Below are 22,761 nucleotides of genomic sequence, written 5' to 3'. Positions count from 1 at the left end.
TGTTTGCTGGTATGGCGCGATTACCCCGGCTTAATTTACCTGATATTCCTCAACACGTTGTTCAAACGGGCCACAACAATCTGCCCTGTTTTTTCGACGATGAAGATTACGAGTTTTATCTGCAGAGCATGAAGACCGCCGCGGAGCAATACCGCGTGGATATTCATGCCTACGTTTTACTGCCCAACATGGTGCAATTTCTGGCAACGCCTCGCATAGAGCAAGGCCTTTCGTCAATGATGCAGTCATTGGGCAGGCGCTATGTTCAATACGTCAATCACCGGTATAAGCGCTCCGGCACATTATGGGGTGGTCGCTACAAAGCCAGTCTGATCGATTCTGAATCCTATCTGCTGACCTGCTATCGATACGTTGAACTCAAGCCCATGTATTTGGGGCTGGCCAATGAGCCAGGCGAATACCCGTGGTCCAGCTTTAATTTTCATGCTTCGCTCGATAAAAGTGACCTGATCAAAGACCACCGTTTGTACATCGCTCTGGGTAAAACCGCCCGCGAACGGGTACAGGCGTACCGAAAGTTGTTCCACTACGCGTTTGATAGCCGTTTGCTTACCTACATCGCCGAAACGGTCAAACTGGGGCAGGTCCTGGGTGGTGATGCATTCAAAGAGCGCATCGAAAAAATTGCCAATCAGCGGGTCCGACCATTAAAGCGCGGCCGCCCCAAAAAAACCAAAAGCGCAGCAAAAACCCATCAACCTGCCACCCTAAAACCTTCTGCACCGGGCACGCAGGAAAAAACGACGGATGATGAGGTGACGACTGATTCAGCCGCATTGATCTGACGCCAACGCCGATCAATGATCCTGCGGAAACCATCAGGAAGGATTGCGAAACAGGGGAACAAAGATCGCCCTTGCAGGCAGGTAATTCTCGCCCGATGAAAAGACCAGGCATTGCGCGTTAACGTTTTTTTTCAGGCAGGTCTGTAGCAGACGTCTAAAAGACCATCGGCAGTATCGGCAGACTGCGCGCACCATTGCACACAACGCTAATCACACATGATTTCTGGCAGTGATTCCATGGCTTTGCGGACCGAGTCAGGATTGAAGCCGCGACCAGATAGTAAGCGGTATTGTTTCGCTCGCTCTTTTGCATCCGTCCCTGCATGGGTAAAACGGCGAGCCAGGGTTTCCATTGCCAACTGATCCCAGTCAACATCGGCATCCGCTAACTGTTGCGACACCAATTGTTCACACAGACCTTTGTGTTGAAGTTGATAGCGGATCCAGACCGGGCCCTTGCCCTGGCTGACGGCATAACGAATGAAGCTCTCGGTATAGCGACAATCGGATTGATAACCGAGGGATTGCACACGCTCGATAGCGGCATCTATCCAAGCGGCGTGATCTGTTTTGGCCTCCAACTTACGACGCAGTTCGGCGGCAGAGTATTCGCGCCGCGCCAGCAATCGTATTGCAGCGTCCAGCACTTCCCCCTCTGTTGCGCACCTCGCCATAATGGCTCTCCCAAAAAAGACCTCGTGGCACTGACCTTGGCCAGCCCACGAGGCAAGCTAACAATCGTTAGGAATCCATTTCCTCCACTGCATCTTCATCAGAAGAGGACGTTGCCTTAACTTTGCCGCCCAGTAATTCCGCGCGGACTTGCGTTTCAATTTCCTTCTGGATATCGGGGTTTTCCAGCAGGAATTTCACCACGTTATTTTTGCCCTGGCCGATTTTGTCGCCCTTGTAGCTGTACCAGGCACCGGCTTTGTCAATCAAACCCAGCTTGACGCCAAAGTCGATAATTTCGCCCTGCAGGTTAATGCCCTGACCGTACAGAATCTGGAACTCGGCTTGTTTAAAGGGCGGTGCTACTTTGTTCTTCACCACCTTCACGCGGGTTTCGTTACCGATCACCTCATCGCCATCTTTCACCGCGCCGGTACGGCGGATATCCAGACGAACGGATGAGTAAAACTTAAGCGCATTACCACCGGTAGTGGTTTCCGGGTTGCCGAACATGACGCCGATTTTCATCCGGATCTGGTTGATGAAAATCGCCAGACAGTTGGCGTTTTTGATATTGCCGGTAATTTTACGCAGCGCCTGCGACATCAAGCGCGCCTGCAAGCCCACGTGGTGATCGCCCATTTCGCCTTCAATTTCCGCTTTGGGTGTCAGCGCGGCAACAGAGTCCACCACCAGTACGTCAACCGCGCCGGAACGCACCAGCATGTCGGCCACTTCAAGGGCCTGCTCGCCGGTATCGGGCTGGGACACAATCAGTTCATCCACATTCACGCCTAGTTTTTCAGCGTAAATGGGGTCCAGCGCGTGCTCAGCATCCACGAACGCACACACGCCACCGGCCTTCTGCGCCTCGGCAATCACCTGCAAAGTGAGCGTGGTTTTACCCGAGGACTCTGGGCCATAAATTTCAACGATACGGCCCTTGGGCAGACCACCAATACCGAGCGCCACGTCCAGCCCGAGAGAGCCGGTAGAAATGGACGGAATGGCAACCTGCTCGCGGTCGCCCATACGCATCACGGTACCTTTACCGAATTGACGCTCGATTTGAGACAGCGCCGCCTGCAATGCCTTTTCTTTGTTCTGGTCCATGTGTGAAACCCTTTTCATTTGATCTTGTTAATTATCGGGCCTTAGCCCACAGCCGGCGGAGCCAGCTGTATTGTTAGCTTGTATTCAGTGAGGAAAAGCATACTGCACATTTACTGTATGTGCAACCAGTACTATACGGTTATACAGTAATTTGTTGAATCAGGAGTGCCAGCGCCTGCTCGGTGGCGGCCTTGCGCACTCCGGACCGGTTACCCGCAAAGTGAAAACACCAGGCCCCCGTATGGTCATCGGGTCCCGCCACGCCAATCCACACAGTACCTACCGGCTTATCGGACGTACCACCACCGGGGCCGGCAATCCCACTGGTAGCCACTGCCCAGTCAGCACCAGCACGGGCCCGCGCGCCCACCGCCATTTCCCGCACCACTGTTTCACTGACCGCGCCGTGCTGCGCCAGGGAAGCGGAATCCACCCCTAACACCTGCGCTTTGGCGCTGTTGGCATAGGTCACGAAACCACAGTCGAACCAGCCGGAGGAGCCCGCCACACGGGTGATGGCTTCGGCAACGCCACCGCCGGTGCAGGATTCGGCACAGGTCACGCGCTGGCCCCGGGCACTGAGCAGCTGGCCGAGCTGGTCTGCAAGAGCATCGAGAGAATCAGTCATGAATACGCATTTATGGTTGAGGTCGATTTGCGTAGAATAACCGGCTTTATCCCCGTACCAAAACCATCACCGGAAGCACCCTGAAGCCCATGACCCAGGCCGTTCAAGATTTGTCCAACCACACCCCCATGATGCAGCAATACCTGCGCATCAAAGCCGAACACCCCCACGAGCTGGTGTTCTACCGCATGGGTGATTTCTATGAACTGTTCTTTGACGATGCCAAGAAAGCCGCCGAGCTGCTGGACGTAACCCTGACCGCGCGCGGCAAATCCAACGGCGACCCGATACCCATGGCCGGCATTCCCTTCCACGCGGCCGACGGCTACCTGGCCCGGCTGGTGAAACTGGGCGAATCCGTGGCCATCTGTGAGCAGATTGGCGACCCGGCCACCAGCAAGGGGCCGGTGGAGCGTCAGGTGGTGCGCATCGTCACACCCGGCACCGTGAGCGATGAAGCATTACTGGACGAACGGCAGGACAACTGGCTGGCCGCCGTGTGCCAGCGCGAAAACACCTTCGGTCTTGCCCTGTTGGACATAGGCACCGGCCGCTTTGTGCTGCTGGAAGTAGAAGGCGAAGAAGCGCTTGCCGCCGAATTGCAGCGCCTGAACCCGGCCGAAGTGCTGGTGGCCGATGACCTGACAGAATTGGAAAGCCTGAGCCGGCGACGGGGCCTGCGCCGGCGTGCGCCCTGGGAGTTTGAATTCGACACCGCCACGCGCCTGCTGAACCAGCAATTCGGCACCCAGGATCTGGACGGTTTCGGCTGCGGGCATCTGGTCACTGCCCTCGGTGCCGCCGGTTGCCTGTTGGCCTATGCACGCGAAACCCAGCGTACGGCCCTGCCCCATATCCGCAGCCTGCGCCACGAAAACCGCGAGGAAGCCGTGGCCATGGACGCTGCCACCCGCCGCAACCTGGAATTGGATACCAATCTGGGCGGGGGCGAGGAGAACACGCTGCTGTCGGTAATGAATACCGGCGTCACCGCCATGGGCCGGCGCCTGATGCGGCGCTGGATCAACCGGCCCTTGCGCGATCGCCAACTGCTGGTGCGCCGGCAGGACGCCATCAGCTGGCTGTTGTCGGACTATACCTTTGAGCCCCTGCGCCAGACCTTAAAGCAAGTGGGCGATATGGAACGCATTCTGGGCCGGCTGGCTTTGCGCTCGGCCCGCCCGCGGGATTTGTCGCGCCTGTTGAGCTCGCTGGCCAGCTTCCCTCAATTGCAGCAACAGCTGAAGCCGTCCGACGCCGCTCACCTGAAAACGCTGGCCACACAAATCGGCGAATTTCCCGCATTGGTGGATCTGCTGGATCGCGCGTTGGTGGAAAACCCGCCGGTGGTAATCCGCGAAGGCGGTGTCATTGCCGAAGGTTTTGATGCCGAGTTGGACGAGTTGCGCAACATCAGCACCAATGCCGGCCAGTTCCTGATTGATCTGGAAACCCGCGAGCGCGAGCGCACCGGGCTTTCGACCCTGAAAGTCGGCTACAACCGGGTCCATGGTTATTTCATCGAACTGAGCAAAGGCCAGGCCAAAGATGCGCCGGCCGATTATGTGCGGCGCCAGACCCTGAAAAACGCCGAACGCTACATCACACCGGAACTCAAGACCTTTGAAGACAAGGCATTGTCGGCCAAAAGCCGTGCACTCAGCCGCGAAAAAGCGCTGTACGACGAGCTGCTGGAAACCCTCAATGCCGATCTGGTGGCCTTGCAGGATGCCGCAGCCGCGGTATCGGAACTGGATGTGCTTTGCTCGCTGGCCGAGCGGGCCGAAAGCCTGAACCTCACCAAACCTGTACTGGCGGAAACACCCGGCATTCATATCGTCGCCGGCCGCCACCCGGTGGTGGAGCAGGTATCGAGCAAGCCGTTTGTGGCCAATGACCTCACGCTCAACCCGGAACGTCACATGCTGGTGATTACCGGCCCGAACATGGGCGGTAAATCAACCTACATGCGCCAGACCGCCCTGATTGTGCTGCTGGCCCAGATTGGCAGCTTTGTACCGGCCACCGAGTGCACACTGGGGCTGGTGGATCGCATTTTCACCCGTATCGGCTCTTCAGACGACCTGGCCTCTGGCCGGTCCACCTTCATGGTGGAAATGACCGAAACCGCCAACATCCTGAATAACGCCACCGCCAACAGCCTGGTATTGATGGATGAAGTGGGCCGCGGCACCAGCACCTTCGACGGTCTTTCCCTGGCCTGGGCCGCGGCCCTGCACCTGGGCCAGCAGATCAAGGCCTTTACCCTGTTCGCCACCCACTACTTCGAAATCACCAGCCTGCCGGAGACAGTCAGCGGTATCGCCAACGTGCACCTCACCGCCACTGAGCACAACGACAATCTGGTGTTCCTGCACCACATTCAGGAAGGTGCGGCCAGCCAGAGCTTTGGTTTACAGGTGGCCAAGCTCGCCGGCATCCCGGCGCAGGTATTGGCCTTGGCGCGCGAACAGCTGGCACAGCTGGAGGCCGGCAGCCATGCCACGGTGGTACCCGCCGCGGTGGCGCCCGTTGAACCTGCGCCCGCCAAAACCCCGACCCCGGCCAAACAGCCCGTCGATCCGTTCCAGGCCGAATTATTTGGCGCCGAGCCCCACCCGGTGATTACCCAATTGGGCAAACTCGATGTGGATGACCTGAGCCCACGCGCCGCACTGGAGCTTTTGTACGCGCTTAAAAAAGCCCTCTGAGGAATGTAAATGAGATTTATTCTTCCAGAAAGCCGGCAAAAAACCGGTTTTCTGGCAAGAAAGTCCAAGCCAAGATGGTTAACAGGCCCTATCTATTGCGGTAGAATGCCGCCCCGATTTGGCGTATGAGAAGACGGAGTTCGCAGCATGACATTCGTAGTGGGTGAAAATTGCATCAAGTGTAAGCACACAGACTGTGTGGAAGTTTGCCCGGTGGATTGCTTTTACGAAGGCCCTAACTTCCTGGTGATTCACCCGGATGAGTGCATCGACTGCGCCCTGTGCGAACCCGAGTGCCCGGCCAACGCCATCTTCTCCGAAGACGAGCTACCCGAAGGTCAGGAAGTGTTCCTGGAACTGAACGCCGAATTGGCGCAGGTATGGCCCAACATCACCGAAATGAAAGATTCGCCCGCCGATGCTGAACAATGGGACGGCGTACCGGGTAAATTACAGTACCTGGAGCGCTGATCGCTCTGGTCAGGTTGTAAAAAAAACCGCGCTTGGCGCGGTTTTTTTATGGGTGCGCTTCGAAGGTGGAATGCGCTCCGAAGGTGGAATGCACTGCGTTTATTCCACCCTACAATTAAACGTAGGGTGGAATAAGCGAAGCGCATTCCACCACACTTTACGCTCCAATCAATCCTGCAACATATGCACGGTGCTGCCCAGGTTGCGCTCTTTCGGGTCCATCAGCTTGAAATCGTTCCAGCCAATGCGTACCACATCACCATTGCTGAGCGTGACTTTGCCGGTAATTTTTTCGCCGTTCACACGCGTGCCATTGGTACTGCCAAGGTCTTCCAGCACCACCTCGGCATACTGCGGAAAATCCGGATTGGGTTTGCGGCTGATCACCGCGTGGCGGCCGCTGACGGCACCATCGTCAATCTGCACGCGGTTGTCCGGGTGCCGGCCAATGGTCAAGGGTTCGTCATCCAAAGTAAATTTATTGACCACCACGTCGTCTATAAGTTGCGCTAAAACCGCCATAACAACCTCTTTACTGTTTTCATCATTGCATACCCAATGGCATGCACTTAATCAAAATCCCGCGCCAGTGATTTACGCAGGGTGTCGGCCATTTCCTTGGCGGAGCTGAATCGATCTGCCGGTGACTTCTGCAACGCCTTGTTGGTTATGCGCGTGGCGCTGGGTGGTAGCTCTTCCCGGTGGCTGCGCACACTCGCGTGTTTGGCATTCAAAATCTGGTAAGTCAGATTGGCGAGGGTATCACCATCGTAAGGCAGCTTACCGGTCAGCAATTGATACATGGTAACACCCAGACTGTAAATATCTGCGGCTTCGCTCACCTTGTCGCCTTTGAGTTGCTCGGGCGACATATATAAAGGACTGCCCATCACATCGCCGGTACGGGTTTTGGAATTATCCACTAAACGCGCAATGCCAAAGTCACTCACTTTCAGCCGGCCAGATTCGGGATCATACAAAAGATTGCCCGGTTTCACATCGCGGTGAACAATTTTGTGTTTGTGGGCGTAGTGCAATGCATCGGCGGCTTTGGCCATCAAGCCGTAAACAATCGGTACCGGCAGCAGCCGGTTGGGCGCGGTATAAAAACTGAGCGCCCGGCCGGGTACGTAATCCATGGCTATGTAGGCCAGATCAGACTCTTCACCCACATCAAATACCGACACAATATTGGGATGACTGAGCCGGCCCGCGGCTTCGGCCTCACGGAAGAACCGGGCTTTAAGCTCGGGTAGCTGCGACGCGTCGAATTGCTTGTACTGCAAGGTTTTGATGGCAACCATGCGGGCAATTTTCGGATCCCGACCCAGATACACAATACCCATGGCACCGCGTCCCAGCTCGCGTTGTATTTCATAACGCCCAAGCACCGGTTTGTTGATTATCTGCTCATCGATAATCAATGTGGACTCCAGGCTACCCCCACCGGACAAGGTCTTCAGGCGCTGCAGGCGCTCGGTCACACCCTGAAAGTTACCCGCGCGCGCGACAATGCTTTCATACAGCTTTTCGGCCTGATCGTAACGGCGCTGTTTTTCAAATGCCTGCGCCAGCTCCATGCAGACCGGCAATTGCCAATGAGACTCTCTCGTCTGAGTGGCCTCCAGCAACTGCGCTTCTGCCTCAGCCAGCTTACCGCTATTGATATTTTCGCGCACCAAACGTTGCCAGGCTTGCGTCCAGCTGCGTTCCAGGCGCGCCTCACTGCGGCCACGCCAGGCACACCATAGCCGCCAGCCCAATGCGGACCACAACCACAACACCAGAGCGCCGGTGGGCAACCAGACACCGTACCCCACGTGGGCAAAAAGTTGCGACGCCACCAGCAAACCGGTGAGCAGAAGACTGCCTACCAATGCCGGCCATAACAATGCGGAACGCCACAGAGGCAGAGTGAGCAAACACAACAGCAGCGGCCAAAAGGGCTGGCTGGCCCAGGCCCAGCGATGCTGAATGGGGTAATGCCCTGTCAACAGCGTGTTGGCAGTGGCCGCAACCTGTAACGGTAGCGGGTCCCCCTCTTCTGCCACAAGCACCAGGTCGACGCCATCCAGATGGCGACCGATAGCCATCATGTCCACGGCCGTTGGCGCAAGCCGCCAGTCCACCGGGATAAGGCCGCTAGCCCCTACCGGCCTTCGCCAGTCGGGCGAAGCACTGAGGGTGCCGGCCTGCCAATTGAGTCCGGTGAGTGACCGGGCCTGTGCCGCCAGCAACAAGGGCGCACCTTGTATACGCTGGAACGTGTGGGTTTGCCACCAAAGGGGTTGGCTGGCGCCATCGCCCACGAATTGATAGCCGCGCATTTGCCATCCCAGGCTCAGGGCCGATTCCGGCAACCGGTTCACCGCCAATAACCAGTTGAGGGGGCCAGGCTGCGACAAAGGCCCCGGGGTATAATCCAAAGGCTCACCTGACGCCTCCGGCAACAGCCCTGCAGGCAAAAACCAAAGCGACGAACCATCAGTGCGAAACCGATGCCAGCGCGCCAGTTGCTCCAGTAGTCCAAGCATCGCCTGAGCGTCCGCATCTACCGCCTGATGCGTGGCCAGCGCGTCGGCCAAGGCTTGCGCGTTACCCAACCCGGCGAGTTGATCGGTCCACACCGGTGCAGATAAGAACACATGAAAGGGCTTGTGCAGCGCGCGCAGGTTTTCGAGCCCTTCCAGCAGCGGACTTTGCAGGGGTTCGCGGGTAAATGCCTGAAACGTTGCGGAAGGAACCTCGGCCACCGCAATAGACAAGGCCGCTTGAGGTTGCGCTTGAAGACTGTAACCCAATGACAGGGTGCGATTATCCAGCCAGTCTATCCAGCCACGGGCAACGACCGGCCAATGCGCAGAAACCACAAATGCACAGGCCAACAGCAGATACACCACATGAGAGGACAGCAGGAAACGCCCCAAAGCGCGGGACCAGGACATAGACTACACCCATTATTGTTTGCGCCAGTTTAACCCTCAGCCTGACGCTTTCAACCGGATTATTTTTCGCTGGTGTAATAAACGCCCGGAATCCAGCTTTTCTTGATGCGCAAGGTTTGTTCCATCCCCTGCGGCAGCGTCTCCACGCGGGTAAACTCGTGTAAACCTACAGACAGCCATTTGCCCGCCTGTAATATGCCGTTACTGACTTTTTTGCCTTCGTATTGAAGGCCGTTTGTACTGCCCAGGTCTTCAAACTGAAACTCGCCCTGATCGGTCACACTGATGCGGGCATGGTGACCGGACACAGTGCCGTCTTCCAGTACTACATCGTTATCCTCTGACCGGCCCAACGTAATGGCAGAATCCAATGCATAGTGCGCCACCAGGCCGCCATTGAGGCAGTGTTGTAAAAATGCCATACCAACCTCTTTCAGGCAGATCGCACGGCACCACGCCCACGATCCAGATTATCCGCTGATGCTAACACTGCTAAGACCAATGCAGTCGAATTAATGCACAGGCTGTTAGCCAGTGCGCGAAAAAACGTTTTCAGCAATGCACTTCGGCCTCTTCCGACGCACGCAGGGTGCGGGTCCTGTCACCACCTCACGGAAAAGCCCCTCGTCGTCATCAACACATCTTCTCGCACAAACAGTATCGATACCTTACCGACCACATTATTTAATGATAACCGTTCTCATTACTATTAGCAGGTGCTACAATGCCGGCCACTGCAAACATCAACCCCCGGAAAAAACAATGAAAAAGCCCCTGAACCGCGCCATTCTGGCCGCCAACGCCGTTATTGCCGGCTTCACACTGCAATCCACCCCGCTTCTGGCCGCCGAATCAACGGCAGGCTTCAGTGAAGAAATTACCATTACCGCCATCCGCGCCGACCGCAAAAGCCGCGGTGCCACGGGCCTGGATATGGATGCGTTCGATACGCCGCAATCCCTGTCGATTATCGATGCCGATACCATCGAAGCCTTCGGCCTGAAAGACATCAACACCCTGCTGGCAATGACACCCGGGGTAAACGTGGATCGCTCGGAAACCAACCGCACCTACTACAACGCCCGTGGTTTTGACATCACCAGCATGCACATCGACGGCATCGGCATGCCCTTCGGCACGCTGGTGGTGGGTGACCTGGACACGTTTTTGTACGAGCGGGTTGAGGTGATCAAAGGGTCCAACGGATTGATCACCGGCCTGGGTAACCCCTCGGGCACCGTCAACTATGTGCGCAAACGTCCCACCAATGAATTCATGGGCCACACCAACGTGAGCGTGGGGACCTACGGCCATCGCCGCGCCGAGGTGGATATTTCCACCCCGCTGACCGAATCCGGCAGCTGGGCCACGCGCCTCGTGGGCGTCTACGCCGAAAGCGACAGCTGGGTTGATCTTAATGAAAATGACCGGGCATTGGGCTCGGTGATCGTGGATGGCCAGCTCACCGATACCCTCACGCTGTCTGCTGGCTACACACGCCAGGATTACGACAGCGACGGCGTACTCTGGGGCGCGCTGCCGGTGATCTACAACGATGGCACCCAGGCCGATTATCCGGTGTCTACCAGCACCAGCATGGATTGGACGCACTGGAACACATCGCGCGATGAAGCCTTCGTGGAATTGGGCTGGCAGCTGAGTGACGACTGGCGCCTGACCGCCACCGGCATGCACAACGTGTACAAAGAAAATTCCGAACTGTTTTACATCTACTCCAATACCGGTCTCGATCCGGACACGGGCCTTGGTCTCTTAAGCTATCCCGGCAAGTACGATGACAACCGCAAAGAGCGCATCCTCGATGCCAACCTGCAGGGCAGCTTTGAAGCCTGGGGACAGGAACACAGCGTTAACCTGGGCGTTTCAACCGCGCGTAGCGCATCCGAAGCCTTTGCCCACAGCGCACTCACGGGTTTCCAACCCATGCCGGCATTCCCCGGCTGGACCGGCACCGAAGTCGCGCGCCCCACGTTCGATGCGCCCTACCTTGCCGCCCATCAGGATATCGATCTGAACCGCGTGTATGGTTCGGTGCGATTGGCCGTCACCGAAAACCTGAACCTGATTCTCGGTTTTAACGCGGTGGATTACACCAACGAAGGCGTGAGCTACGGCGTCTCCACCAACAGCGACGAAGACGGTTCCAGCCCCTATGTGGGCGTTACCTGGGAGCTGGTAGACGGGCTCAACGCCTACGCCAGCTACAGCGACATTTACCAGCCGCAGTATGTGCTGGGCGAAGACATCCAGTCGCTCGGCTCGGCCGAAGGCAAGAGCTACGAAATCGGTCTGAAAAAATCCTTTGATTCAAGCCTGCTGTCTCTGGCCCTGTTCCGCACCGAACAATCCAACCTGCAGGAATTCAAAGAATACGGCGACGGCGATGGCATTGACGACACCGATTACTCCGACGATTTCACTTACGCCATTTACCGCGGTGTGGATGTGGAGTCCGAGGGCATAGAAATTGAATTTTCAGGCAACATCACCGACACCCTGTCGTTGCAGGCGGGTGCCACCCACCTCAATATGAAAGACCAGCAGGGTGAAGATGCCCGCACGTTTATTCCACGCAACACAGTGAAAATGCTGTTGAGCTGGCAACCCATGGAACGCCTGACCACCGGCGCTTCCTTGCGCTGGCAAGACGACATTTACTATGAATCTGGCTTCGGCCGCATCAAGCAGGACAGCTACACCGTCTTGGGCCTGCACGGCTTCTACGAGGTGGTTGAAGACCTGACGCTGGCATTGAATGTGGACAACCTCACCAACGAAAAATATTTCAATTCGGTGAAATACGAGCAGGCCTGGTACGCCGCGCCACGCACCGCCACACTGAGCGCGCGTTGGCAGTTCTGATACTCACCACGGATCAATAAAGGGGGCACTGCCCCCTTTTTGACTTTCTGAAAAACTGCATTCTGAGGCAAAAAAGTGAACAAATCACTGTTCAAAATTCACAGCTGGGCGGCGTTATTCGCGTTCATCCCGCTATTGGTTATTTGTATTACAGGCAGCCTGTTGGTGTTCAAGCACGAAATTGACACCCTGTTAATGGAAGACAAAGTACGTGTTCAACCCGCAGAACAACGCCTGCCGTTGGACAGGCTGCTCGCCACCATCAATCAGACCCATCCCGACTATGAAGCCGTGGGTTGGCTGCTATCGCTGGACCCGGGTCGGGCTGATCTCGCCTATGTGATGGAAAAAGGCACCAGTGAATGGTCGTATCTGCATCTTAACCCCTACACTGGCCAACTGTTGTCGGAACCCAAGCCGCACGATCACTACCTCACCGACTGGCTGCTGGAATTGCACTACACCTTCTTGCTGGAAGAGCCTGGCGCCTTTGCTGCCAGCCTGTTTGCCATTGCCCTGCTGATACTCGGCCTTACCGGTTTCTATCTGCACCGGAAATTCTGGCGGAATTTTTTCACGCTGCGTTGGAGTAGCAGGCTGGTGGTGTATTTCTCCGACCTCCACAAAATGGTCGGGATCGTGAGTGCGCCCGTGCTGGTGATTCTCGCGTTTACCGGGGGCTGGTGGACCATTGCCGGGCTGTTGCACGAATACCAGGAACATGCAGATGGCTTTGAGCATCACCTGATGCAGGAGCGCTTGTACAGCGATGCGCTTTCCTTCGATGATTTGCGCGCGCGCGCCGAGAATAGCATCGAGGATTTCACCGTGACCTATATGTCACTGCCCTGGGAGCCGGGCGCGAATATCACCCTGTGGGGCGACGTGCCCACAGGCAACATTCTCACCAGTGAATACTCCAGCACTGTAAGTTTTTCCGCCTCCACCGGCGAACAGCTGGGCAGTTACGACATTCGCGATGCAGGCCTTGGTGCCCATGTGATTGACAGCTACCGGCGGCTGCACTTCGGTGATTTTGCCGGCCTGTTTTCCAAAGTGCTCTGGTGTCTGTTGGGCCTGTCGCCATTGATTCTTGCGCTCACCGGCGTAACGCTCTGGTGGAAGCGGCGCAAACAACGAGCAAGGGCTAAACAGAAACGTTTGGAGACCAGTACCAATGCCCCCACTGCATGGGTACAGAGTTAAACGTTGGGCAAACAATGGCGCCCGCTCACGCCCGCAACGATAAAGTTCGGGCGTGATATTTCAGGCAACCAGCCGGGCCAGAATGGCCAGCAACCGTTCCACATCCGCGCGGGCAATGTCTTTATGGGTCACCAGGCGCATGCCCTGATAACCCGGTGAGACAATCAGATTTTGTTGTGCTAGTTCGCGCGCAATGGCTTGCATATCCACTGCCGGCGCCACATCCACGAAAACAATATTGGTGTGCACCGCATAAGCGTCTGTGCTGAAGCCATCCAGCTGATTGAGACCCTCAGCCAGAAAACGGGCGTTGGCGTGATCCTCTGCCAACCGGGCCACATTGTTTTCCAGCGCATATTGGCCCGCCACCGCCAGTATGCCGGCCTGACGCATGCCGCCGCCGAGCATTTTGCGCAAACGCCGGGCGCGCTGGATAAACGCCTTTTCGCCCAACAGCAATGATCCCACTGGCGCGCCCAGGCCCTTGGACAAGCACACAGTGATGGAATCAAAAGGCCGGGCGATCTCGGTCACGTCCACACCCGATGCCACCGCGGCGTTATAAACGCGCGCGCCATCCAGGTGCAATGCCAGCCCGTGTTTATCGGCAAATTGGCGCGCGGCCTTAAGGTAATCCAACGGCAGGACTTTGCCACCAATGGTGTTTTCCAGGCTCAGCAGGCGGGTTCTGGCGAAATGACTGTCGTCGGGTTTGATCGCCTTTTCAAGCTTGTCGAATGGCAAGGTACCGTCGGGCAGGTTTTCAATCGGTTGCGGTTGAACCGAGCCCAACACGGCCGCGCCACCCGCCTCATAACGATAATTGTGCGCTTCCTGACCGCACAAATATTCGTCTCCCCGCTGGCAGTGACTCAGTATGCCCAGCAAATTGGCCTGCGTGCCCGAGCTCACAAACAGCGCCGCCTCAAACCCATGCCGCTCTGCCGCCCAGGCCTCCAGCCTGTTAACGCTGGGGTCATCGCCATAGACATCATCTCCCACCTCGGCGATGGCCATAAGGTGGCGCATGTGCTGGCAAGGTTGTGTCACTGTATCGGAGCGGAAGTCAGCCATGTTCAATTCCTGAAATTCAATGCCGGCCAATACTAACCAGACTTCCCGTGAATTACGATCTGGCTGCGCACCTGTATTGCACGCACATGCCATGCAACGACATGGTCGGCCCGAAGAAAAAACCGGCCTCAGATGGTACGGAAGTTCCTATCCAATTTGTTACTTGTCACCTGAATACTGCAAAGACTTTCATGACCAAACAGTCAAAGTTTCCTTTGGTAACAATGACTTACAGGTCACAGATTTTTCCGTTATCCAATTGTGAGTGGCGCTGCAGCTGACTAGTGTTAAACCACTTTCTCGCGACCACCGTGGATGGTTTGTGCAGATGTAGCGCCGGCTAACACCGGCCACAAAGGGGTGAACCACGGCAACAGAGGTGCAATAAGTACCCGGGCGCTAAGGGAGTAGAGCAATGACACAGTGCGGCCCCATCCGCCCTGTGCCTAATAGAATAAAAGCAATAAAACAGGCCCCCTCATGAAACGCATCCCTACTTTACTGTTTGGTTTTTTCACATCGCTTATTTTTTCTGTATCCATCGCCCACGCTGCCGACACCTCTGGCCGGACCCAGCACCCGATTGTTTTAGTGCACGGTCTGTCCGGATTCGACAGCATTCTGGCCGACTATTTTTACGGTGTAAAAAGCGCCTTGCGCGATGTGGGCGCCACCAGCGTCTATACACCGCAGGTCACAGCCTTCGCCAGTAATGAAGCGCGCGGCGAACAGCTTTTGGCCTACGTTGAAAACCTGCTGGCAGTGACTGGCGCACAAAAAGTCAATCTCATCGGACATTCGCAGGGCGGTGCCACCGCGCGCTATGTGGCATCGGTGCGTCCCGACCTGGTGGCGTCCGTCACATCGGTGGGTTCACCCCATTTCGGTTCGCCGGTCGCGGATCTGCTGAAAGACTCGCCACTGGAGGGCACCGCCATGGCCATCGGTAATGCCGTGGGCGCCTTGCTGGCAGCGCTTTCTGGCGACAGCTCACAGCAACAGAATGCCATGGGTGCACTCGAATCTCTCAACACGCAGGGCGCCTTAGCCTTCAATGCGCGCTTTCCTCAAGGCCTGCGCCAGGGCAGCTGCAGGAATACCCCCAGCTACAACGCCGGTTCCTGGTGGTGGCCAAACTATGTCAAAGACTATTCCGTCAACGACGGTGCCCATCAGGTCAATGGCGTGCGTTACTATTCATGGAGCGGTATTTACACTCCGGCCTTTGATTCCAACGTGCTGGACCCGGCCGATGCACTGCTCGGTATTACCTGGCTGGCGATTGGCGAGTCCAATGATGGCCTGGTGGGGCGTTGCTCCTCTCACATGGGCAAGGTGATTCGCGATGACTACACCCTGAACCATACCGACGAAGTCAATGGCATGTTCGGTCTGCGCGGCCTCTGGTCCACCAACCCGGTGCAGCTCTATGTCTCCCACGCCCGGCGCCTGAAATCGGCGGGTCTGTAACCCTGACATGAAACACAGCGCGGGGCCCGCCCCGTGCTCACCGGACAAGTCTCATGAAAAAACCTTGGATTGCTGCGGCAGGTTTATTCACCGCCTGCAGCCTGTGGCTGTGGATTCAACCGGGCAGCCATTCGTCGCTTGCTGACTCAGATGCATTGGCAGCCACCGCGCAACCAACCAAACCGGTGCTTCTGATGCCAGAGACAGTGACGCCTCAGATGAAGGAAGCCGATCCGGCCGCTGCCGCCCGCCAACAGTTTATTGAAACCCTTCCGGCCTCGCTCAGCGATGTGCCTGCCCCATCGCCGCTGAATGTCACCGCGGAAGGCGCACTGGTGGTAGACACACAACTGCGTTTGCTGTTCGAGCACTATCTGTCGGCGCTGGGCGAAGAAAACCTTGAACAGGTAGTGGTTCGCATCAAGCATCAGCTGGACCTGCAGCTGCAGGGCGCTGCATTGGCAGAAGCCGAAGCGCTGCTTGAAGCCTATATTCAGTTCCGCAATCAGGTCGGGGTCATCCGGCAGGATTATCAGGCACTGGCGATCGACGGCGCCTTCAGCCTTGAAACAATCCAATCGATGAAGCAGGCTGAATACCAGGCGCGTGCATTGCTGTTTACCAGAGAACAAAGTGCCGCACTGTTTGGCAATGACGACCTGATTGAACAGGCCATGCTGGAGCGCCTGGCCATCAATACCGACAGCACGCTCACCGCGCAGCAACGCCAACACCAGTTACAGCAGGTGGAAAACACACTGATCCGGCTCTCGGGCAACGAGGCGCACCAACAATTGATGGCCGTGCTGGCGGTGGACGAACAACTCAATGCCGACCCGGTGCAATCGATTGAACAAAGCCGCATTGAGCACTTGGGACCAGACCTGGCCCACCGGCTGAACGAGCGCGACCAGGCGCGTGCGCAATGGCAAGCACGCGTTGCCAACTACCGGATGGCATTAGCCCCCATGCTCAGCACGAAACCACTGGATCCCATGCTGATTGCCGATCTGCGACAGCAGTATTTTAACGGGCCAGAGCTGGTCCGGATTGCTGCACTGGACAAAATCGAGTTGGGCATCTAGCCGCCCGCCAACCTCGTGTGACACCTTCGTCGCCCGCCTTCAAATAACGCCCGGTGCTTTCCCTTCCTGCCCCTTTTTTACCTGCTTGTGATGTCTGATTAGAGGATTTGACGCTAAGGTACGTAGTAGAAAGTCAGACCGCGCCATCTCGACACGGGGCTCGCCAGCAACTATAAATAAGGCAAGGCTTGGCCATTGAACAGGCTCGGAGGCGCCCTTTCGACATACGGAGCGTTTCTCAGTACAATCCCTGAGGCATTCAGGATTAACAATAATAATTCGGGATTGCCAATAACAATAGGACACTGGATGAAGTCTTACAGCTACATCGTACTACTGTTTATTTTCTGGATTCTCCTGTCGGGGCATCTGGAACCTTTACTGTTGGTGCTGGGTGCAGCCTCCATCGCGCTCACCGCGTTCCTGGCACAGCGGATGAACGTGATCGATCACGAAAGCTACCCGATCCATCTGACGACGAAATTTCCGGGCTTTTATCTTTATCTGTTAAAAAAAATCCTCATCGCCAACTACAATGTGGTCCGGCGAATCCTGGGATGGCGCGGCGCAAAGATCAGCCCGCAATTGATTGAAATCCCCCAGCCGCTGGCTTCCGATCTCGCAGCGGTGATGTATGCCAATTCTATTACGCTGACTCCCGGCACCGTTACCATCGGCTTTTCCAAAGAAAAACTGACCATTCATGCCCTCAGCGATGCCGCTGCCGAAGACATCGGCTCCGGCGAAATGGCGGAGGAAATTTCCAAGCGGGAATTCAACTAACCATGTTCATTGCCGTCACCTTAGCAATTCTCGTTACCATCGGCCTGGCGCTTGCGCGCGCATTGGCCGGGCCCACCACCTACGACCGTATTGCCGCCGCCAACATGTTTGGCACCAAAACCGTGCTGTTGATCGCCGTGCTTGCATTTCTGTCCGACCGCGCCGATTTGCTGGATATCGCGCTGGTTTATGCGCTCATCAACTTTATCGGCGTGATTGCGGCGCTTAAATTGGTCACCCGGGGTAATTTTCACGGCTCCAGCGACAAAGACAGCGGAATCATTTAAGGAGCAGCCCGTGATCATCGACATTCTGAGTTGGATTCTCCTGTTGACCGGTGGCGCGCTTGGCATCCTCGGCGGCATCGGAATCCACCGTTTTCCTGATTTTTACACACGCCTGCATGCCGGCGGTATTACCGATACCTTGTGCGCCATGTTGATCCTTACCGGTCTGGCATTGCAGGCGGGTTGGAGTCTCGCGGCATTTAAACTGGGCATGATTTTTATGTTCCTGTTTTTTACCAGCCCGACTGCGTCCCATGCTCTGGCCAGCGCAGCAATGCATAGCGGCCTGAAACCAAGGCTGGAAGGCGACGAGCCGGCGGGAGTTCCTCACCATGATTGATATTGTCATCGATTTTACCCTGCTTTCTTTTCTCGTCATTACCGCCATTGCCATCGTGCGCATGACAAACCTGTTCGCCATTGTCATGCTGTTCGGGATATTCAGCCTGCTTTCCGCGGGCCTGTTTGTGGTGATGGATGCACCCGATGTGGCCTTTACCGAAGCCGCCGTGGGCGCCGGCATTTCCACGGTGTTGATGCTGGCCACACTGGCCCTGACCAAACACGCGGAAAAGCCCAGCTTTGAGGAAGCGCCGCGCGGCCACAAGCCCTGGCTGCCTTTGTTGGTGGTGACGGTTACCGGCGCTGCACTGGTGTACGGCACCTGGGATATTCCCGGCTTTGGCGCCCCCGACGCACCAGCGCAAACCCACGTTGCCCAGTACTACATTGAAAACGCCATGAAGGACACCGGCGTGCCCAACATCGTCACCGCCGTGCTCGCGAGTTATCGCGGTTTCGATACCCTGGGAGAAGTGACGGTGATTTTTACTGCCGCGGTTGCGGTGCTTCTGTTAATTGGCGGCCGGCGGTCGACCCCGCCCTCCAGGTCCAAGGCGGAGGGCACATCAGATGAAGCCTGATCTGATTCTGCATGTCATTGCCAAATTCCTGATCCCGCTGATCATCCTGTTTGCACTTTATGTCCAATTCCATGGCGATTTCGGCCCCGGCGGCGGTTTTCAGGCCGGCGTGATTTTCAGTGCGGCGTTCATTTTATATTCGCTGGTATTCGGGTTGGACAACGCAGAAAAAATCATCCCGGCGCACTGGTTGCGCATACTGGCAGCGCTTGGTGTATTGATTTATGCGGGCGTGGGTATCGCCTCGCTTTTTCTGGGCGCCAATTATCTCGACTATACGCCACTGGGCAGCAACCAAATTGCCGGCCAGCACATCGGCATTCTGCTGGTTGAACTGGGCGTGGGCATCACGGTCGCCGCGGCCATGTTGATTATGTTTTTTGCCTTTGCCGGCAGGGGTAGAGAGTAATGGATATTTTTATCGGGCATTACAATTACTGGATTGTCATTATCCTGATGATGGTGGGGCTCTATGCGGTGATCAGCCGTGGCAACCTGATAAAAAAAGTCATTGGCCTGAATATTTTTCAGGTGTCGGTATTTTTTCTCTACATCAGCCTGGGTGCGGTGGACGGCGGCGCGGCGCCGATAGTCACCGAAGGCGTGGAAACCTATTCCAATCCCTTGCCACACGTGCTGATTCTCACCGCCATTGTGGTGGGTGTTGCCACCACGGCGTTGGCGCTGGCGCTGGTGATTCGTATCAAGGAATCCTACGGCACCATTGAGGAAGACAAAATTCATCAAATGGATCATTCATTGTAATGGGAAATCACATAAGCCTGTTGCTGGTGGTATTGCCGCTGATGGCCGCGCCCCTTGTGGCCATCAGCCCTCGCGGCCGCACCCCCTGGGCCATTGCCTGTATTGTCGCTGCTGTCTGTGCATTTTTGGCTGCCACGCAGCTTTGGATGGTGGTCAATCACGGCACCATCAGCTACGAATTGGGCGGCTGGGCGCCACCTTGGGGCATTGAATACCGCATCGATGCGGTCAATGCATTTGTCGCACTGATCGTCGCGTCCATCGCCGCCCTGACCCTGCCCTATGCGTTGCTGAGTGCCGAGCAGGAAATTCCGGCCGACAAAATTCCGCTGTTTTACAGCGCCCTGTTGCTGTGCCTGACAGGTTTGCTGGGCATGACCCAGACCGGCGACATTTTCAATATTTTCGTATTCCTTGAAATTTCCTCGCTCGCCTCCTACGCGCTCATCAGCCTGGGCAAACAACGGCAGGCGCTGACCTCGGCCTACCAATACCTGATCATGGGCACCATTGGCGCAACCTTTTATCTCATTGGTGTGGGCCTGATCTATTCCCAGACCGGCAGCCTGAACATGCAGGATCTGGAAGCCATTCTGCCCGGTGTGGTGCACCTGAGAACCGTGGAAACCGGGTTTGCCTTCATCATGATTGGCGTTGCGCTCAAACTGGCACTGTTTCCATTGCACCTTTGGCTGCCCAACGCCTACACCTATGCGCCCTCGGTGGTCACCGTGTTTCTCGCCGCCACCGCGACCAAAGTGGCGGTGTATGTGTTGTTGCGTATGCTCGGCACCGTGTTCCCAGAAGGATTTGCCCAGATCACCCCTGCCGATGAGCTGCTCATGGTGGCGGGCATCGCCGGCATACTGATTGCCTCGGTCTATGCCATCTACCAGAAAAACGTCAAACGCCTGCTGGCCTACTCCAGTGTGGCGCAGGTGGGTTACATGGCCCTGGGAATCGGCCTGGCCTCGGCCACCGGCGTCACCGCCGCGCTGGTGCACCTGTTTAATCACGCCCTGATGAAGGGCGCGCTGTTCATGGCCATCGGCGCCATTATCTATCGCCTGGGCGCCTGCCACATGGAGCAGATCCAGGGGCTTGGCAGAATGATGCCCTGGACCTTTGGCGCCATCGTGATTGGCGGCCTGAGCCTCGTGGGGGTACCGGGCACTGCCGGCTTCATCAGTAAATGGTATCTGGTTACCGCCGCGCTGGAGCAGCAAGCGTGGATTTCCGTGGGGGTCATCCTCGCTGGTTCGCTGTTGGCGGTGGTGTATGTGGGCAAACTGATTGAAGCACTCTACTTCAAACCGACCACCGACAACGGCCGGCAGGTCACCGAAGCGCCGCTGTTATTACTGGTGCCCACCTGGGCGCTGGTGATCGCCAACATCTATTTCGGTCTGAACACTGAGCTGACGGTGGGCATTGCCCAACAGGCCGTGGCCATTCTGAGCGGGGTAATGCCATGAGTGCTGAAACCCTGATGCTTGCCCTTATGTTGTTGCCGCTGGCCGGTGCCGTCGGCATTGTTGCCACCCGCCGCAATGCCAATGTCCGGGAAGGCGTGACACTGATAACCGCTTCAGCCGTGGCGGTATTGGTCGTAATGCTGGCCAACCGCTTCCTGAATGGCGAACACTTTGAACTGACCCTTTTTGAACCGATACCCGGTATTGCGATCGCGTTCAAAATTGAAGCACTGGGCATGCTGTTTGCGCTGGTCGCCGGTTTGCTCTGGGTAGTGACCTCGGTATATGCCATTGGCTACATGCGTGGTCACCACGAAAAAACCAAACGCGCTTTTATGCCGCCTTCGCCGTTTCCATCGCCGCTACAATGGCAATCGCATTTGCCGGCAATCTGTTTACGCTGTTTCTGTTTTATGAATTGCGTGACACTGGCTACCTACCCGCTCGTGACCCATGCTGGAACACCGGAAGCGCGCCGCGGTGGCCGGATTTATCTGGGTATTTTGCTGGGCACCTCCATCGGTTTGTTCCTGCTGGGCATTCTGGTGACCTGGGCGCTTACCGGGCGGGTGGATTTCGCTCACGGTGGCATACTCGCAGGCCATATCGATCCCGCCTGGGCCGGCCTGCTTTACGCGCTGTTCCTGTTCGGTATCGGCAAAGCGGCGGTCATGCCCTTTCACCGTTGGCTGCCGGCAGCCATGGTGGCGCCCACGCCGGTGAGCGCGCTGCTGCATGCCGTGGCCGTGGTGAAGGCCGGTGTGTTCACCTTACTTAAAGTCACCATTTACATCTTCGGCAGTGACTTCATTCTCTCTAACGATGTCACCGGCGGGCTGATCTGGGTGGTGGCTGCCACTATTCTGGGCGCATCACTGGTGGCCATGACCAAAGACAATCTCAAAGCGCGACTGGCCTACTCCACCGTGAGCCAACTGAGTTACATCGTACTGGGTGCCATGCTGGCGAGCCAGGCTGGTCTGATCGGCGCGTCCATGCACATCGCCATGCATGCCTTTGCCAAAATCACCCTGTTCTTTGCCGCTGGCGCCATCATGGTGGCGGCCCACAAGAAATATGTGAGCGAGTTAGATGGGTTGGGCCGTGCCATGCCATTAACTTTTGCGGCCTTTTTCATTGGCACGCTCAGCATTATCGGCCTGCCACCCTTTGGTGGTATGTGGAGTAAATGGTACCTGGGCCTCGGCGCCGTGGAATCCGGTCAGCTCTTGTTGCTTGGCGTGCTGATGGTGAGTTCTCTACTGAATATTTTGTACTTGCTGCCCATCCCGATCCGCGCGTTTTTCAGCACGCCGGCCAGCGGTGAACACTACACCCGGATTGCAGAAGCACCAAAACCCATGCTGCTTGCCATGATCATTACCTCGGGCGCCAGCCTGATCCTGTTCTTCTACCCCGACCCTTTCTATCAATTGGCGGGTCTGGCAGCGGGAGGCCACTGAT

General features: G+C 56.6%; 22 protein-coding genes. 15 read left to right on the top strand and 7 right to left on the bottom strand.

All coding sequences use genetic code 11. The annotated features are described in order from the left end of the window. Window positions 1-11 precede the first annotated feature (11 nt). A complete protein-coding gene (locus M5M_RS19080; protein ID WP_015049156.1) occupies window positions 12-806 on the top strand; it encodes a transposase in 795 nt (264 codons plus the stop codon). A gap of 206 nt (window positions 807-1,012) precedes the next feature. Here the strand turns inward: M5M_RS19080 and M5M_RS19075 are convergent, their stop codons facing one another. The 3 genes from M5M_RS19075 to M5M_RS19065 form a co-directional block, all read right to left on the bottom strand. Continuing rightward, the gene (locus M5M_RS19075) at window positions 1,013-1,480 is read right to left on the bottom strand and encodes a regulatory protein RecX (protein ID WP_016389958.1); all 468 of its coding nucleotides are present in this window, start codon (window positions 1,478-1,480) and stop codon (window positions 1,013-1,015) included. Between the two features lie 67 nt (window positions 1,481-1,547). Next, window positions 1,548-2,591 carry a recombinase RecA gene (gene recA / locus M5M_RS19070; RefSeq protein WP_015049154.1) on the bottom strand — a complete coding sequence of 348 codons (1,044 nt, stop codon included), beginning with the start codon at window positions 2,589-2,591 and terminating at the stop codon, window positions 1,548-1,550. A 139-nt stretch (window positions 2,592-2,730) separates the two neighbouring features. Next, on the bottom strand, window positions 2,731-3,219 hold the full coding sequence (locus M5M_RS19065; RefSeq protein ID WP_015049153.1) for a CinA family protein: 489 nt from the start codon (window positions 3,217-3,219) through the stop codon (window positions 2,731-2,733). Window positions 3,220-3,308: 89 nt separating this feature from the next. Here M5M_RS19065 and mutS point away from each other — a divergent pair, with 89 nt between their 5' ends. Both mutS and fdxA read left to right on the top strand, forming a co-directional pair. Next, the gene (gene mutS, locus M5M_RS19060) at window positions 3,309-5,930 is read left to right on the top strand and encodes a DNA mismatch repair protein MutS (RefSeq protein WP_015049152.1); all 2,622 of its coding nucleotides are present in this window, start codon (window positions 3,309-3,311) and stop codon (window positions 5,928-5,930) included. Between the two features lie 147 nt (window positions 5,931-6,077). Next, window positions 6,078-6,401, top strand: a complete 324-nt coding sequence (gene fdxA, locus M5M_RS19055; protein ID WP_015049151.1) for a ferredoxin FdxA — start codon at window positions 6,078-6,080, stop codon at window positions 6,399-6,401. A gap of 168 nt (window positions 6,402-6,569) precedes the next feature. On the opposite strand, the gene M5M_RS19050 is transcribed toward fdxA, so the two are convergent. Genes M5M_RS19050 through M5M_RS19040 form a run of 3 tightly spaced genes read right to left on the bottom strand, consistent with a single transcriptional unit; the run spans window position 6,570 to window position 9,768 of the window. Continuing rightward, complete coding sequence (locus M5M_RS19050; RefSeq protein WP_015049150.1) at window positions 6,570-6,923, bottom strand: FHA domain-containing protein; 354 nt, start codon at window positions 6,921-6,923, stop codon at window positions 6,570-6,572. A 47-nt stretch (window positions 6,924-6,970) separates the two neighbouring features. Further along, a complete protein-coding gene (locus tag M5M_RS20530) occupies window positions 6,971-9,346 on the bottom strand; it encodes a serine/threonine-protein kinase (RefSeq protein WP_015049149.1) in 2,376 nt (791 codons plus the stop codon). Window positions 9,347-9,405: 59 nt separating this feature from the next. Continuing rightward, window positions 9,406-9,768, bottom strand: a complete 363-nt coding sequence (locus M5M_RS19040) for an FHA domain-containing protein (RefSeq protein ID WP_015049148.1) — start codon at window positions 9,766-9,768, stop codon at window positions 9,406-9,408. 340 nt (window positions 9,769-10,108) lie between these two features. On the opposite strand from M5M_RS19040, the gene M5M_RS19035 reads away from it, so the two are divergent. Both M5M_RS19035 and M5M_RS19030 read left to right on the top strand, forming a co-directional pair. Then, on the top strand, window positions 10,109-12,229 hold the full coding sequence (locus tag M5M_RS19035) for a TonB-dependent siderophore receptor (protein ID WP_015049147.1): 2,121 nt from the start codon (window positions 10,109-10,111) through the stop codon (window positions 12,227-12,229). Between the two features lie 75 nt (window positions 12,230-12,304). Further along, window positions 12,305-13,435 (top strand): PepSY-associated TM helix domain-containing protein, encoded by a 1,131-nt coding sequence (locus tag M5M_RS19030; protein ID WP_015049146.1) that lies wholly within the window; start codon window positions 12,305-12,307, stop codon window positions 13,433-13,435. 60 nt (window positions 13,436-13,495) lie between these two features. Here the strand turns inward: M5M_RS19030 and ltaE are convergent, their stop codons facing one another. Continuing rightward, window positions 13,496-14,509: a low-specificity L-threonine aldolase gene (gene ltaE, locus M5M_RS19025; protein ID WP_015049145.1), complete on the bottom strand. Its 1,014-nt coding sequence runs from the start codon at window positions 14,507-14,509 to the stop codon at window positions 13,496-13,498. 480 nt (window positions 14,510-14,989) lie between these two features. On the opposite strand from ltaE, the gene M5M_RS19020 reads away from it, so the two are divergent. From M5M_RS19020 to M5M_RS18975, 10 genes are all read left to right on the top strand, one after another. Beyond that, window positions 14,990-15,979 (top strand): esterase/lipase family protein, encoded by a 990-nt coding sequence (locus M5M_RS19020; protein WP_015049144.1) that lies wholly within the window; start codon window positions 14,990-14,992, stop codon window positions 15,977-15,979. Between the two features lie 53 nt (window positions 15,980-16,032). After that, entirely contained in the window at window positions 16,033-17,064 is a 1,032-nt protein-coding gene (locus M5M_RS19015; RefSeq protein WP_015049143.1) for a lipase secretion chaperone, read from the top strand. A gap of 309 nt (window positions 17,065-17,373) precedes the next feature. After that, the gene (locus M5M_RS19010) at window positions 17,374-17,847 is read left to right on the top strand and encodes a Na+/H+ antiporter subunit E (protein ID WP_015049142.1); all 474 of its coding nucleotides are present in this window, start codon (window positions 17,374-17,376) and stop codon (window positions 17,845-17,847) included. Window positions 17,848-17,849: 2 nt separating this feature from the next. After that, window positions 17,850-18,134, top strand: a complete 285-nt coding sequence (locus tag M5M_RS19005) for an MrpF/PhaF family protein (protein WP_015049141.1) — start codon at window positions 17,850-17,852, stop codon at window positions 18,132-18,134. Between the two features lie 10 nt (window positions 18,135-18,144). Then, window positions 18,145-18,474 (top strand): monovalent cation/H(+) antiporter subunit G, encoded by a 330-nt coding sequence (mnhG, locus tag M5M_RS19000; protein ID WP_015049140.1) that lies wholly within the window; start codon window positions 18,145-18,147, stop codon window positions 18,472-18,474. Continuing rightward, a complete protein-coding gene (locus M5M_RS18995; RefSeq protein ID WP_015049139.1) occupies window positions 18,467-19,057 on the top strand; it encodes a DUF4040 domain-containing protein in 591 nt (196 codons plus the stop codon). Before mnhG ends, M5M_RS18995 begins: the two co-directional genes overlap by 8 nt. Continuing rightward, window positions 19,047-19,466, top strand: a complete 420-nt coding sequence (locus M5M_RS18990; RefSeq protein WP_015049138.1) for a Na(+)/H(+) antiporter subunit B — start codon at window positions 19,047-19,049, stop codon at window positions 19,464-19,466. The genes M5M_RS18995 and M5M_RS18990 overlap by 11 nt, the downstream gene beginning before the upstream one ends. After that, window positions 19,466-19,822 carry a cation:proton antiporter subunit C gene (locus tag M5M_RS18985; RefSeq protein WP_015049137.1) on the top strand — a complete coding sequence of 119 codons (357 nt, stop codon included), beginning with the start codon at window positions 19,466-19,468 and terminating at the stop codon, window positions 19,820-19,822. The genes M5M_RS18990 and M5M_RS18985 overlap by 1 nt, the downstream gene beginning before the upstream one ends. Then, window positions 19,822-21,297, top strand: coding sequence for a monovalent cation/H+ antiporter subunit D family protein (locus tag M5M_RS18980; RefSeq protein ID WP_015049136.1), 1,476 nt, complete (start codon window positions 19,822-19,824; stop codon window positions 21,295-21,297). Before M5M_RS18985 ends, M5M_RS18980 begins: the two co-directional genes overlap by 1 nt. Beyond that, entirely contained in the window at window positions 21,294-22,760 is a 1,467-nt protein-coding gene (locus M5M_RS18975; protein ID WP_016389952.1) for a proton-conducting transporter transmembrane domain-containing protein, read from the top strand. Before M5M_RS18980 ends, M5M_RS18975 begins: the two co-directional genes overlap by 4 nt. The last annotated feature ends 1 nt before the right edge of the window (window position 22,761 follow it).

The sequence above is a fragment of the Simiduia agarivorans SA1 = DSM 21679 genome (assembly GCF_000305785.2).
GTDB classification, from domain to species: Bacteria; Pseudomonadota; Gammaproteobacteria; order Pseudomonadales; family Cellvibrionaceae; genus Simiduia; species Simiduia agarivorans.
Note: the sequence above shows the minus strand (reverse complement) of the source record. Positions and strands in the feature narration are given on the sequence as shown.